The 13,964-nt window shown below is 63.9% G+C and carries 10 protein-coding genes; 6 read left to right on the forward strand and 4 right to left on the reverse strand.

Annotated features, from left to right (window positions below; genetic code table 11):
* Window positions 1-3 precede the first annotated feature (3 nt).
* The 4 genes from R6G97_RS17475 to R6G97_RS17490 all read left to right on the forward strand — a co-directional run bounded on the left by R6G97_RS17475 (window position 4) and on the right by R6G97_RS17490 (window position 5,958).
* A complete protein-coding gene (locus tag R6G97_RS17475) occupies window positions 4-636 on the forward strand; it encodes a DsbA family protein (RefSeq protein ID WP_102082352.1) in 633 nt (210 codons plus the stop codon).
* A complete protein-coding gene (locus tag R6G97_RS17480; protein ID WP_043206600.1) occupies window positions 629-2,461 on the forward strand; it encodes an ABC transporter ATP-binding protein in 1,833 nt (610 codons plus the stop codon). Before R6G97_RS17475 ends, R6G97_RS17480 begins: the two co-directional genes overlap by 8 nt.
* A gap of 211 nt (window positions 2,462-2,672) precedes the next feature.
* Window positions 2,673-5,129 (forward strand): EAL domain-containing protein, encoded by a 2,457-nt coding sequence (locus tag R6G97_RS17485; RefSeq protein WP_317847277.1) that lies wholly within the window; start codon window positions 2,673-2,675, stop codon window positions 5,127-5,129.
* 43 nt (window positions 5,130-5,172) lie between these two features.
* Window positions 5,173-5,958 carry a TenA family transcriptional regulator gene (locus tag R6G97_RS17490; RefSeq protein WP_043206598.1) on the forward strand — a complete coding sequence of 262 codons (786 nt, stop codon included), beginning with the start codon at window positions 5,173-5,175 and terminating at the stop codon, window positions 5,956-5,958.
* A gap of 108 nt (window positions 5,959-6,066) precedes the next feature.
* Here R6G97_RS17490 and R6G97_RS17495 read toward each other — a convergent pair whose 3' ends face one another.
* The 4 genes from R6G97_RS17495 to R6G97_RS17510 all read right to left on the reverse strand — a co-directional run bounded on the left by R6G97_RS17495 (window position 6,067) and on the right by R6G97_RS17510 (window position 9,637).
* Window positions 6,067-6,807 (reverse strand): YciK family oxidoreductase, encoded by a 741-nt coding sequence (locus R6G97_RS17495; RefSeq protein ID WP_317847278.1) that lies wholly within the window; start codon window positions 6,805-6,807, stop codon window positions 6,067-6,069.
* 73 nt (window positions 6,808-6,880) lie between these two features.
* On the reverse strand, window positions 6,881-7,552 hold the full coding sequence (gene mupP / locus R6G97_RS17500; RefSeq protein WP_043206596.1) for an N-acetylmuramic acid 6-phosphate phosphatase MupP: 672 nt from the start codon (window positions 7,550-7,552) through the stop codon (window positions 6,881-6,883).
* Between the two features lie 2 nt (window positions 7,553-7,554).
* Window positions 7,555-8,253, reverse strand: coding sequence for a bifunctional 2-polyprenyl-6-hydroxyphenol methylase/3-demethylubiquinol 3-O-methyltransferase UbiG (gene ubiG / locus R6G97_RS17505; RefSeq protein ID WP_043206595.1), 699 nt, complete (start codon window positions 8,251-8,253; stop codon window positions 7,555-7,557).
* A gap of 61 nt (window positions 8,254-8,314) precedes the next feature.
* Window positions 8,315-9,637 carry a TRZ/ATZ family hydrolase gene (locus tag R6G97_RS17510; protein ID WP_070573124.1) on the reverse strand — a complete coding sequence of 441 codons (1,323 nt, stop codon included), beginning with the start codon at window positions 9,635-9,637 and terminating at the stop codon, window positions 8,315-8,317.
* 109 nt (window positions 9,638-9,746) lie between these two features.
* Between R6G97_RS17510 and mtnA the strand changes: the two genes are divergently transcribed.
* Window positions 9,747-10,823 (forward strand): S-methyl-5-thioribose-1-phosphate isomerase, encoded by a 1,077-nt coding sequence (mtnA, locus tag R6G97_RS17515; RefSeq protein ID WP_043206593.1) that lies wholly within the window; start codon window positions 9,747-9,749, stop codon window positions 10,821-10,823.
* 277 nt (window positions 10,824-11,100) lie between these two features.
* The gene (gene gyrA, locus R6G97_RS17520) at window positions 11,101-13,875 is read left to right on the forward strand and encodes a DNA gyrase subunit A (protein ID WP_043206592.1); all 2,775 of its coding nucleotides are present in this window, start codon (window positions 11,101-11,103) and stop codon (window positions 13,873-13,875) included.
* Window positions 13,876-13,964 lie beyond the last annotated feature (89 nt).

The following is a 13,964-nucleotide window of genomic DNA, read 5'->3' on the forward strand; positions in this document are numbered from 1 at the left end:
TGCATGTCCGCACGCCTGCTGTATGTGATGGACCCGATGTGTTCCTGGTGCTGGGGCTTCGCCCCGGTGGCCGAGGCGTTGATCGCCCAGGCGCGTGAGGCTGGCGTGCCGACGCGCCTAGTGCTGGGTGGCCTGCGCTCGGGCAGCAGCGCCCTGGATGCCTCGACCCGTCGCTACATCCTCGAACATTGGCAGGCGGTGGCCGAAGCCACCGGCCAGGCGTTTCGCTTCGAAGGTGCCATGCCGGACGGCTTCGTCTACGACACCGAGCCCGCTTGCCGCGCCCTGGTGGCAGCGCGCGAGCTGGACGCCGAGCGGGTCTGGCCTCTGCTGGGATTGATTCAGCGGGCGTTCTACGAGCAGGGGGTGGACGTTACCCGCGCTCCGCAACTGGTGGAGCTTGCCGAGCAGGCAGGTTTTGACCGAGGTCATTTCGCCGAGGCGTTTTCCCGGGCCGATACCCGTGCCGCCACCGCGGCCGATTTCAGTTGGGTGCAGGACCTGGGCATTGCCGGCTTTCCGACGCTGCTGGCCGAGCGCAACGGCCAGCTGGCCTTGCTGACCAACGGCTACCAGCCGCTGGACCGGCTGCAACCCTTGCTCGGCCGCTGGCTGCAGCAGGCCGCCTGTGCTTGACCTGCCAGGGTCATCCGACCCTGTGCCGGGGAAGGCCCCCGCCGTGGCCGATCGTCTGAGCTGGGCGGAGATCCGCCGCCTGGCGTTGCATCACAAGAAGGCCCTGTGGTCCGCCAACCTTGTGGCCGTGCTCGCGGCTTTGTGCAGCGTGCCGATCCCTTTGCTGCTGCCATTGCTGGTGGACGAAGTGTTGCTCGGCCATGGCGATGCGGCGCTCAAGTGGATGAACCGCTTCCTGCCGGACAACTGGCAGGTGGCGGCCGGCTACATCGGCCTGATGCTGATCGCGACCCTTGGCCTGCGCCTGGCTGCACTGGCCTTCAACGTGTTGCAGGCCAAGTTGTTCGCGGGCCTTGCCAAGGACATCGTCTACCGCCTGCGCATTCGCCTGATCGAACGGCTCAAGCGGATCTCCCTCAAGGAATACGAAAGCCTGGGCAGCGGCACCGTGACCACGCATCTGGTGACTGACCTGGACACCCTGGACAAGTTCGTCGGCGAGACCTTGAGCCGCTTCCTGGTGGCCGTCCTGACCTTGACCGGTACGGCCGCCATCCTGATCTGGATGCACTGGCAGCTGGCACTGTTGATCCTGCTGTTCAACCCACTGGTGATCTACTTCACCGTGCAACTGGGCAAGCGGGTCAAGCACCTGAAGAAGCTCGAAAACGACAGCACCGCACGCTTTACCCAGGCTTTGGCCGAGACCCTGGACGCCATCCAGGAGATCCGCGCCGGCAACCGTCAGGGTTATTTTCTCGGTCGCCTCGGGCTGCGTGCCCGGGAAGTGCGCGACTATGCCGTGGCCTCGCAGTGGAAGAGCGACGCCAGCGGTCGTGCCAGCGGGCTGTTGTTCCAGTTCGGTATCGATATCTTCCGCGCCGCGGCCATGCTCACGGTGCTGTTCTCCGACCTGTCCATTGGCCAGATGCTGGCTGTATTCAGCTACTTGTGGTTCATGATCGGGCCGGTGGAGCAACTGCTCAATCTGCAATACGCCTACTATGCCGCCGGCGGCGCCCTGAGCCGGCTCAATGAGCTGCTGGCGCGGGCCGACGAGCCGCAGTATCCGGCGGCGGTCGACCCCTTCGCCGGGCGCGACACGGTCGGCATCGAAGTGCGCGACCTGCGCTTTGCCTATGCCGACGAGCCGGTGCTCGAGCATCTGGATCTTTCCATCGCCCCGGGCGAGAAAGTGGCTATTGTCGGGGCCAGCGGTGGCGGCAAGAGCACCTTGGTACAGCTGCTGCTGGGCCTGTACAGCGCCCAGGCCGGGACCATCCGCTTCGGTGGGGCGAGCCTTCAGGAGATCGGCCTTGAGGCGCTGCGCGAGAATGTCGCGGTGGTGCTACAGCACCCATCGCTGTTCAACGATAGCGTGCGCGCCAACCTGACGCTGGGCCGTGACTGCACCGACGAGGCCTGCTGGCAGGCTCTGCGCATCGCCCAGCTCGATGCCACCATCGCCGCGCTGCCCCAGGGCCTGGACAGCGTGGTGGGGCGCTCCGGCGTCCGTCTGTCCGGTGGCCAGCGCCAGCGCCTGGCCATTGCCCGAATGATCCTCGCCGAGCCCAAGGTGGTGATTCTCGACGAGGCCACCTCGGCCCTGGACGCTGCCACCGAATACAACCTGCATCAGGCCATGGCGCGGTTTCTCAATGGCCGTACCACATTGATCATCGCCCACCGGCTGTCGGCGGTGAAACAGGCAGACCGGGTGCTGGTGTTCGATGGCGGGCATGTGGCCGAGGATGGCGGTCACCAGCAGTTGATTGCCGAGGGCGGGTTGTACGCCAAGCTGTATGGGCATTTGCAGCAGAGCTGAACGTGCCTGGGGGCGCTGCGGGAAAGCGCGCCTCGTCGCGAGCACTGCCACGGCCGGTGCCATTGCCCCGCAACGCTTGATCCAGGCCAGTACCGGTAACGCGGTAACCCACTTCAATTCCCATCAAAAACCCCGTCGTCCCGCTGGCAAATGACCTACGCTGTGCTTGTCTGGGTCGACATGCGCCTTTCTGCTCAGTGACAGGGATTACATGAAGGGAAATCGGACTCTCGAAGCGCCAAGGCTGCTGGGCATCATCTGGCCCTTCATCGCCGTTGTGATTTTCCAGATGCTGTTGGGCAGCATGAGTCTCTACGCATTGTCTGCCGTACGCGCCTATGTGGCAGGCGAAAGCCTGTGGTCCAAGGCCCAGAAGGACGCCATCTACTACCTGAGCCTGTACGCCGATACCCGTGACGAACGCTCTTACCAGCGTTACCTGCAGGCAATCGACGTGCCCAAGGGTGACTACCAGCTGCGTCTGGCGCTGGACCGACCCGATCCTGACATTGAGGCGGCGCGCAAAGGTGTCCTGCAAGGCGGCAACCACCCGGACGATGCCTCCCGGATCATCTGGTTCTACCGCAATTTTCGCCACGTCAGCTATATGGAAACCGCCATCGCCTATTGGGACATCGGCGATAACTATCTGCGCTTGCTCGATGACGTGGCTCGGGAGATGCGCGAGGGGTTTGTCACTGGAGAGGTCACTGCCGGCGACGTGGACCGCTGGCGTGCGCGCATCGTCTCCATCAACGAGGGTGTGACCCCGGCGGCCAAGGCCTTCAGCGATGCACTGGGCGAAGGGTCGCGGATGTTGCTCAGGATGCTGATGATCACCAATCTGGCGACGGCGCTGTTTCTCATCAGTATCGCCTGGCGTCGTTCGAGCAAGCTGCTGGCCCAGCGCCAAGCGTTTGCCCAGGCCCTGCAGGCCGAACGGGAGCGGGCGCAGATCACCTTGCAGTCCATTGGCGATGCGGTGATTACCACTGACGTCGAAGGCTGCATCGTCTACATGAACCCGGCCGCCGAGCTGCTCACCCACTGGCAGGCCAGCCAGGCCCAGGGCATGCCGCTGGCGGCGTTGTTCAGCTTGGTGGACGAGCATGCCGAGCACGACAACCGCACCCTGGTCGAGCAGGTGCTCAGCGGCAGTCTCAAGGGTGGCTCCGAGCATGCCCGGCTGATACAGCGGCTTGATGGCAGCACGGTGTCGATCAACCTGGTCGGCTCGCCGATCGTCAGCGATGGCCAGGTCAGTGGCCTGGTGCTGGCGTTGCATGACATGACCCAGGAGCGCCAGTACATCGCCAGCCTTTCCTGGCAGGCGACTCACGACGCTTTGACGGGCCTGGCCAACCGCCGCGAGTTCGAGTATCGCCTCGAGCAGGCCCTCAACAGCCTGGCACGCCAGCCCGGGCGGCATTCGCTGATGTTCCTGGACCTGGACCAGTTCAAGCTGGTCAACGACACCAGCGGCCATGCCGCTGGCGATGAGTTGTTGCGCCACATTTGCGCGGTATTGCAGGCTGGCCTGCGTGAGGGGGACACCTTGGCGCGGCTGGGGGGCGACGAGTTCGGCGTGCTGCTGGAGAACTGCCCGCCCGAACAGGCCGAGCGTATTGCCGAGCAACTGCGCCAGACCGTGCAGAGCCTACATTTTGTGTGGAAAGGCCGGCCGTTCGTCACCACCGTGAGTGTGGGCCTTGTGCATATCGCCCAACCGGCCGGCACCCTGGAAGCCTCGCTGCGTGCGGCCGACATGGCCTGCTACATGGCCAAGGAGAAAGGCCGCAACCGGGTCCAGGTGTACCACGCCGACGACACTGAACTGTCCCTGCGCTTTGGCGAAATGGCGTGGATCCAGCGTCTGCACGTAGCCTTGGAGGAAAACCGCTTCTGCCTCTATGCCCAGGAAATCGCGCCGCTTTCATCCATGGAAGGGCCTGGCCATCTGGAGATCCTGCTGCGCCTGCACGATGAAAGCGGCCGCACCATCCTGCCCAGCACCTTTATTCCGGCCGCCGAACGCTACGGCTTGATGACTGCCCTGGATCGCTGGGTGGTGCGCAACGTGTTCCAGGTCATTCGCCAATGCCTGGACGAAGGCAGGGAAGGGCCGCTGGCCATGTGCGCGATCAACTTATCCGGATCGAGCATTGGCGACGACAAGTTCCTGGAGTACCTGCGCTCATTGTTTGGCAAGTATTCGATTCCACCGCGGCTGGTCTGTTTCGAGATCACCGAAACCAGCGCCATCGCCAACCTGGGCAGTGCGATTCGTTTTATCAACGAGTTGAAGGGGCTGGGCTGCAAGTTCTCGTTGGATGACTTCTGCGCGGGTATGTCGTCATTCGCGTATTTAAAACATTTGCCTGTAGACTTCCTGAAGATCGACGGAAGTTTCGTAAAAGACATGCTCGACGATCCGATCAACCGCGCCATGGTCGAGGTGATCAATCATATCGGGCATGTGATGGGCAAACGGACCATTGCCGAATTCGTCGAAACGCCGTTGATTGAACAGGCGTTGCAGGAGATCGGCGTGGATTATGCCCAGGGTTACCTCATCGAGCGGCCGCAGGTGTTCACCTGCGACAGCCTGCAACGCCAACGAATAGCCGCAAGGCCCCTGTTGCACCGGGCGCCTGGGACCTTTCGTTGAAGAAGGTGTCGTCCGGAAATCACATGGATTCAAGGAGCAGAAAGTGATTGATACCTTCGTACGAATCGGCCCATTGATGGATGCCGCCAGTTACCCCGATTGGGCTCAGCAATTGATCGAAGAGTGCCGCGAAAGCAAGCGGCGGGTGGTGGAGCATGAGTTCTACCAGCGCTTGCGCGACGGCCAGCTCAAGCAGGCCACTATCCGCCAGTACCTGATCGGTGGCTGGCCGGTGGTCGAGCAGTTCTCCCTCTATATGGCCCACAACCTGACCAAGACCCGCTTTGCCCGGCACCCAGGCGAAGACATGGCGAGGCGCTGGCTGATGCGCAACATCCGCGTCGAGCTCAACCACGCCGACTACTGGCTGCACTGGTGCCAGGCCCACGGGATCACATTGGCTGACCTGCAGGCCCAGGAGGTCCCGCCGGAGCTCAATGGCCTCAATGACTGGTGCTGGCGGGTTTGTGCCACCGAGTCGCTGGCGCTGTCGATGGCCGCGACCAACTATGCGATCGAAGGCGCGACAGGTGAGTGGGCGGCGCTGGTGTGTTCCACCGACACCTATGCCTTGAGCTTCCCCGAGGACATCCGCAAGCGCGCGATGAAATGGCTGAAGATGCATGCTCAATACGATGATGCGCACCCGTGGGAGGCGCTGGAGATCATCTGTACGCTGGCTGGCGAGCACCCGACTCCGGGCTTGCGGGCCGAGCTGCGCAGGACGATCTGCAAAAGCTATGACTGCATGTTCCTGTTCCTGGAGCGATGCATGCAGCTGGAGCATCGTCAGCCTGGGCGTCTGCGGCCGGCGCTGGCGATAGGGTAAGGTCTGGGGCCTTGCGCCCCATCGCAGGCTGCGCCAGCTCTTACAGGGGCAACACGTTACCTGTAGGAGCTGGCCTGGCCTCTGATCGTGTCAGGCTGAACGGCCCAGTTACTGGGCGTCGAACGCCTGCCCGTTCACCTCGGCACTGTCAGGACCCATCAGATACAAGTACAGCGGCATGATCTCTTCGGGCAGCGGATTGTTCTGCGGGTTCTCGCTCGGGTAGGCCTGGGCACGCATCGCGGTGCGGGTGGCGCCAGGGTTGATGCTGTTGGCGCGCACCGGCGCTACGCCGTCCAGTTCGTCGGCCAGGGTCTGCATCAGCCCTTCGGTGGCAAACTTCGAGACACCATAGGCGCCCCAGTATGCGCGGCCCTTGCGCCCGACGCTGCTGGAGGTGAACACCACCGACGCGTCCTCCGACAGTTTGAGCAGCGGCAACAGCGTGCTGGTCAGCATGAAGGTGGCATTGACGTTTATGTGCATCACGCGCATGAAGTTCTCGCCCGAAAGCTGCTCCAGCGGTGTGCGCGGGCCAATGATCGAGGCATTGTTGAGCAGGCCGTCGAGGCGGCCGAACTGCTCTTCGATCATCACGGCCAGTTCGTTGTACTGGTGGGGCAGGGCGGTCTCGAGGTTGAACGGGATCACTACCGGTTGCGGATGGCCGGCCGCCTCGATCTGGTCGTAGACCTCGTTGAGGTTGGCCTCGGTCTTGCCCAGCAACAGCACGGTCGCCCCCAGGGCGGCATAGGCCTTGGCGGCGGCAGCACCGATACCACGGCCAGCGCCTGTGACCAGAATGATCCGGCCTTTGAGCAGGTCGGGGCGGGCGGTGTAGTCGTACATGTCAGGTGTCCTTGCTTGTCAATCTTGCACGGCCCCCTGGGTGAGCGGGTTCCACTTGGGGCCGCATCAGGGGTCAGCAGCCGCACAGCGCGCTGTCGATCACCTTGCGCAGTTCCAGGGGGTGGTCCACCACCACGTCTGCTCCCCAGTTGTTGGGATTGTCCTGAGGATGAATATAGCCATAGCGCACCGCCGCCGTGCGGGTACCGGCATCACGGCCGGACTCGATGTCGCGCAGGTCATCGCCGACGAACAGGACACTGGCCGGGTCCAGGTTCAGGGTCTTGCAGGCGAGAATCAGCGGCTCGGGGTCGGGCTTGCTGTTTTTCACATGGTCCGGGCAGATGAGCAAGGCCGAGCGCTCGGCCAGGCCCAGGCGCTGCATGATCGGCTCGGCGAAGCGCACGGGCTTGTTGGTGACCACGCCCCACAGCAGGTTGCCTTTCTCGATGTCCTCGAGCAGCTCGGCCATGCCGTCGAACAGCTTGCTGTGCACTGCGCAGTCGCGCTGGTAGCGCTCGAGGAATTCCAGGCGCAGGGCTTCGAAGCCTTCTGCGTCCGGATCCATGGCGAAGGTGGCCGCAACCATGGCCCGGGCGCCGCCGGAAATCACGTCGCGAATGCGCTGGTCATCGATGGCCGGCAGGCCACGGTCGGCCAGCATGGCCTGGCAGATGGCAATGAAATCCGGCGCCGTGTCCAGCAGGGTGCCGTCCATGTCGAAGAGTACTGCTCGCAAACGCATGCTCATTCCTCGCGCAGGGTCTGGATCATGTAGTTGACGTCGACGTCGCTGCTGAGCTTGTAGTGCTTGGTCAGCGGGTTGTAGGTCAGGCCGATGATGTCTTTCACCTCGAGGCCCGCGACGCGGCTCCAGGCGCCCAGCTCCGACGGGCGGATGAACTTCTTGAAGTCGTGGGTGCCGCGCGGCAGCATCTTGAGCACGTACTCGGCACCGATGATCGCCAGCAGGTAGGCCTTGGGGTTGCGGTTGATGGTCGAGAAGAAGACCTGGCCGCCCGGCTTGACCAGGCGATGGCAGGCGCGAATCACCGAGGAGGGGTCAGGCACGTGTTCGAGCATTTCAAGGCAGGTGACCACGTCGAACTGCCCGGCCATTTCCTCGGCCATCTCTTCGGCGGTGATGCGGCGGTATTCGACCTCGACGCCGGACTCCAGCTGGTGCAGTTGGGCCACGGCCAATGGTGCCTCGCCCATGTCGATGCCGGTGACGCTGGCGCCACGCAGGGCCATGGCTTCGCTGAGGATGCCGCCGCCGCAGCCGACGTCCAGCACCTTCTTACCGGCCAGGCCCACGCGCTCGTCGATCCAGTTGACCCGCAGCGGGTTGATGTCGTGCAGCGGCTTGAACTCGCTCTCGCGGTCCCACCAGCGGTGAGCCAGGGCTTCGAACTTGGCGATTTCGGCGTGGTCGACGTTGCTCATGGAACAATCCTCTGAATCTTCGATAAAAGTGTTACAGGCGCAAACCCAAGGCTTGCGGCCGTCATTCGTGGCCTGCGATGCGCGCGCCCCAGGCGCGGGCCGTGGTCGTCAAAGCTTGTTCGTCCATCTGCGTCAGGCGTCGGTCGTCGAGCAGTTGGTGGCCGGCGACCCAGACATGCCGTGCGCAGTCGCGGCCTGTGGCGTAAATCAGTTGCGAAACCGGGTCGTGCACGGGCTGCTGGGCCAGCCCCGAGAGGTCGAAAGCCACCAGGTCTGCGGCCTTGCCCAGCTCCAGCGAGCCGGTGACCGCCTCAAGACCCAGGGCGCGGGCACCATTCAAGGTGGCCATGCGCAGGGCTCGGTGGGCATCCAGGGCTGTGGCGGAGCCGGCGACCGCCTTGGCCAGCAGGGCCGCGGTGCGGGTTTCGCCGAGCAGATCCAGGTCGTTGTTGCTGGCCGCCCCGTCGGTGCCCACCGCCACGTTGACCCCGGCCTGCCATAGCCGTTCCACCGGGCAGAAGCCACTGGCCAGCTTGAGGTTGGATTCGGGGCAATGGACAACGCTGGTGTCGCTTTCTACCAACAGAGTGAGGTCATCGTCGCTGATCTGGGTCATGTGCACCGCCTGCAGCCTTGGGCCCAGCAGGCCGAGACGGGCCAGGCGCGCCAGCGGGCGCTCGCCGTTCTCGGCCAGGGCTTGTTCGACTTCGCCGGCGGTCTCGTGGATATGCATGTGCAGCGGGGCGTCGAGCTGGTCGGCGATGACGCGGATCTTCTCAAGGCTCTGATCGCTGACCGTATAGGGCGCGTGAGGCCCCAGGGCGACACTGATGCGTGGGTGGTGGCGCAGGTCATCGAACAGCTCGATGGCCAGGTGCAGGCCTTCGTCGGGCGTGCGGGCGCCAGGGATGGGGAAATCCAGCAAAGGCACGGCGATCTGGGCGCGAATACCGCTGCGGTGCACTCGGTCGCAGGCCTCCCGCGGGAAGAAATACATATCGGCAAAGCAGGTGATGCCGCCCTTGAGCTGCTCGGCGATGGCCAGGTCCGTGCCATCGCGCACGAAGGCTTCATCCACCCAGCGGCCTTCGGCCGGCCAGATGTGCTCTTTGAGCCAGGTCATCAACGGCAGGTCGTCGGCCAGCCCGCGCAGCAGGGTCATGGCGGCGTGGCCATGGGCGTTGATCAGGCCGGGGCACAGCAGACAGTCGGGCAGCTCGCGTACTTCCCGTGCAGCCGGTGCCCGTTCACGCGGGCCGAGCCAGGCGATCAGCCCGTCACGGATGCCCAGGGCGTGCTCCTTGAGTACCACGCCGGCCGGCTCCACGGGGACCAGCCAGCCCGGGACGAGCAGCAGGTCGAGGGGGGAGGGGGCTGTGGGCATGCGAAGGGCACCTGGTTCGGTTGAGTCAAGCGCGCAGTATACCCGAGCGTCCAGGGCTGAGGCTCGCTATAATCGGCCGCTTTTGATCAGCGAACGACGGGGAGAGGCGATGCGCGAGCGACTTTTGGCGGCGGAGAAGGTGACCGGCATCCAGTGGCGTAATGGCACCTTGCATCTGCTCGACCAGCGCCTGCTGCCTGTTCGTGAGCATTGGTTGGCCTGCACCGACGTGACGGCGGTGGTCGACGCGATCCGCCAGATGGCGGTGCGCGGTGCGCCGGCCATTGGCATCAGCGCCGCCTACGGCCTAGTGCTTGCCCTGCGCCAGCGCCTGGCCGAAGGGGAGGACTGGGAGCACGCGCTGGAGGAAGATTTCCTTGCCCTTGCCGAAGCCCGGCCAACGGCGGCCAACCTGTTCTGGTCGCTCAACCGCATGCGCGAGCGTCTGCAGCGTCTGCGTGCGGATGAAGACGTGCTGGCGGTCATGGAGGCCGAAGCGGTGGCAATCCATGAAAGCGACCGCGAAGCCAACCTGACCATGGCCCAGCACGGCCTGGAGCTGATTCGCCGCCAGCAGGGCAACGCGCAGACCATCCTCACCTACGGCAACGCTGGTGCCTTGGCCAGTGGCGGCTTCGGCACTGCGCTGGGGGTGATCCGCGCGGCCTACCTCGAAGGCATGGTGGAGCGGGTCTACGCCGGCGAAACCCGGCCCTGGCTGCACGGCTCGCGCATCACCGCCTGGGAGCTGGCCCACGAAGGCATCCCGGCGACCCTGTGCGCGGATTCGGCGATGGCCCACCTGATGAAGACCAAGGGCATCACCTGGGTGGTGGTGGGCGCTGACTGCATCGCCGCCAATGGCGATGTGGCTGGCAAGATCGGGACTTACCAACTGGCGGTCGCGGCCATGCACCATGGCGTGCGCTTCATGGTGGTGGCGCCGAGCACCACCATCGACCTGAACCTGGCTACCGGCGAGGACATTCCCCTCGAGGAGCGCGAGGCCGACGAGCTGCTGGATGTGGCGGGTAACCGTGTGGCAGCCGAGGTGGAGGTGTTCAATCCGGTATTCGATGTGACGCCAGCGGACCTGGTCGATGTGATCGTGACCGAGCGAGGCGTGGTAGAACGGCCTGATACCGCCAAGATTGCCCAGTTGATTTGTCGCAAGCGTTTGCACTGATCGTTCAGGATTTTACGATGGCCTCATCGTGGGGCAGGAAAAACGGCGTTTTTACAGGCGCAGCGGCAACCTGCCATATCTCCCACGCCCCACGCCTTTGTGATACCATCCGGCAGTTTCCAGGGCCGCTCGTTGAAGCGGCCTTCATTGCGCAGATCCATGGCTCAACTCATTGATTTGTCGTAAGTCGTCGCACCCCTTTGCGTGCGGCGGCGAGCTTCGTTCGTCCTACGAGGGAAACGACGAAGTTTCACCAGAAAAAGGAATCAGGCTTCTCATGGGCGAACTGGCCAAAGAAATCCTCCCGGTCAATATCGAAGACGAACTGAGACAGTCTTACCTCGACTACGCGATGAGCGTGATTGTCGGGCGTGCGCTGCCCGATGCGCGTGACGGCTTGAAGCCCGTGCATCGCCGCGTTCTCTACGCGATGAGCGAACTGGGCAACGACTGGAACAAGCCGTACAAGAAGTCCGCGCGTGTGGTCGGTGACGTCATCGGTAAGTACCACCCCCACGGCGACACTGCGGTCTACGACACCATCGTGCGTATGGCCCAGCCCTTCTCGCTGCGTTATCTGCTGGTCGATGGCCAGGGCAACTTCGGTTCGGTCGACGGCGACAACGCCGCAGCCATGCGATACACCGAAGTGCGCATGGCCAAGCTGGCCCACGAGCTGCTGGCCGACCTGCACAAGGAAACCGTCGACTGGGTGCCCAACTATGACGGCACCGAGCAAATCCCGGCGGTCATGCCGACCAAGATCCCCAACCTGCTGGTCAATGGTTCCAGCGGTATCGCCGTGGGCATGGCAACCAACATCCCGCCGCACAACCTGGGCGAGGTCATCGACGGCTGCCTGGCGCTGATCGACAATCCCGAGGTGTCGATCGATGAACTGATGCAGTTCATCCCCGGTCCCGACTTCCCCACTGCCGGCCTGATCAACGGCCGCCAGGGCATCATCGAGGCCTACCGCACCGGCCGTGGCCGCATCTACATGCGCGCCCGCTCCGAGATCGAGGACATCGACAAGGACAAGACCGGCGGTCGCCAGCAGATCGTCGTCACCGAGCTGCCGTACCAGTTGAACAAGGCGCGGTTGATCGAAAAAATCGCCGAGCTGGTCAAAGAGAAGAAGATCGAAGGCATCACCGAGCTGCGTGATGAGTCCGACAAGGACGGCATGCGCATCGTCATCGAGCTGCGTCGCGGCGAGGTGCCGGAAGTGGTGCTCAACAACCTCTATTCGCAGACCCAGCTGCAGAGCGTGTTCGGCATCAACATGGTCGCGCTGATCGACGGCCGTCCGCGTCTGCTCAACCTCAAGGACCTGCTCGAGGCGTTCGTCCGTCACCGTCGTGAAGTGGTGACCCGCCGTACCGTGTTCGAGCTGCGCAAGGCGCGCGAGCGTGGTCACATTCTTGAAGGCCAGGCCGTTGCGCTGTCCAACATCGACCCGGTGATCGCCCTGATCAAGGCCTCGCCGACCCCTTCCGAGGCGAAGGAAGCCCTGATCAGCACGGCCTGGGAGTCCAGCGCCGTGCAGGTCATGGTCGAGCGTGCCGGTGCCGACTCCTGCCGTCCGGAAGACCTGCCGGAGCAGTACGGCCTGCGTGATGGTAAGTACTACCTCTCGCCGGAACAGGCCCAGGCCATCCTCGACCTGCGCCTGCACCGCCTGACCGGCCTTGAGCACGAGAAGCTGCTGGCCGAGTACCAGGAGATCCTCGAACAGATCGGTGAGCTGATCCGCATCCTGAGCAGCGCTGAGCGCCTGATGGAAGTGATCCGCGAAGAACTCGAAGCGATCCGCGCCGAGTACGGCGATGCCCGTCGCACCGAAATCCTCAACGCCACCCACGACCTCAGCTACGGCGACATGATCCCGGAAGAAGAGCGCGTGGTGACCATTTCCCACGGTGGCTATGCCAAGACCCAGCCGCTGTCCGCCTATCAGGCACAGCGCCGTGGCGGCAAAGGCAAGTCGGCCACTGGCGTGAAGGACGAGGACTACATCGAACACCTGCTGGTCGCCAACAGCCACGCCACGCTGCTGCTGTTCTCCAGCAAGGGCAAGGTTTACTGGCTCAAGACCTACGAGATTCCCGAAGCGTCCCGCGCCGCCCGTGGCCGTCCGCTGGTCAACCTGCTGCCATTGGAAGAAGGTGAGCGCATCACCGCCATGCTGCAGATTGACCTCGAAGCCCTTCAGCAGAACGCCGATGGCGACGAAGAACTGGAGGATGCCGACGACACCGTGCTCGAAGGGGAAGTGATCGAGGCCGAGGAAGTCGACGAAGAAGACGGCGACACCCCGGAATGGGTGGCAGAGCCGACCGGCGCGTACATCTTCATGGCGACCGCCTCCGGTACCGTTAAGAAGACCCCGCTGGCCCAGTTCGCCCGTCCGCGTTCCAGCGGTCTGATCGCCCTGAAGCTCAAGGAAGGTGACACCCTGATTGCCGCGGCCATCACCGACGGCGCCAAGGAAGTCATGATGTTCTCCGACGCCGGCAAGGTGATCCGCTTCGCCGAGAGCGTGGTGCGCGAAATGGGCCGTACCGCCCGTGGTGTTCGCGGCATGAAACTGGGCAAAGGGCAGCAGGTGATCTCCATGCTGATTCCTGAGTCCGGCGCGCAGATCCTCACGGCTTCCGAGCGTGGCTTCGGCAAGCGTACCCCGCTGTCCAAGTTCCCTCGTCGCGGCCGTGGCGGCCAGGGCGTCATCGCCATGGGTACCAAGGGGCGTAACGGTCTGTTGATCGGTGCGATCCAGGTGCAGGAAGGCGAAGAGATCATGTTGATCTCTGACCAGGGCACCTTGGTGCGTACCCGTGTGGGTGAGGTCTCCAGCCTGGGCCGTAACACCCAGGGTGTGACCCTCATCAAGCTGGCGACCGACGAGACGCTGGTGGGGCTGGAGCGGATTCAGGAGCCGTCCGAAGATCCCGACGAACTGATCGACGGGGACGAGGAGGGCGTCGAGGTCGATGCGCTGGACGCAGTCGACGACGACGGTGGTGTCGCCGAAGAGGCGCCACAGGAGTAACTCAGCGCAACACCCCCGAACGGGGCGACCATGGTCGCCCCGTTTGACTGATTACGGCAGGCAGCGTCCTCAAGGACGGTGCACTACCT

It is taken from the genome of Pseudomonas sp. HTZ2 (genome assembly GCF_033173945.1).
GTDB lineage: Bacteria > Pseudomonadota > Gammaproteobacteria > Pseudomonadales > Pseudomonadaceae > Aquipseudomonas > Aquipseudomonas guariconensis.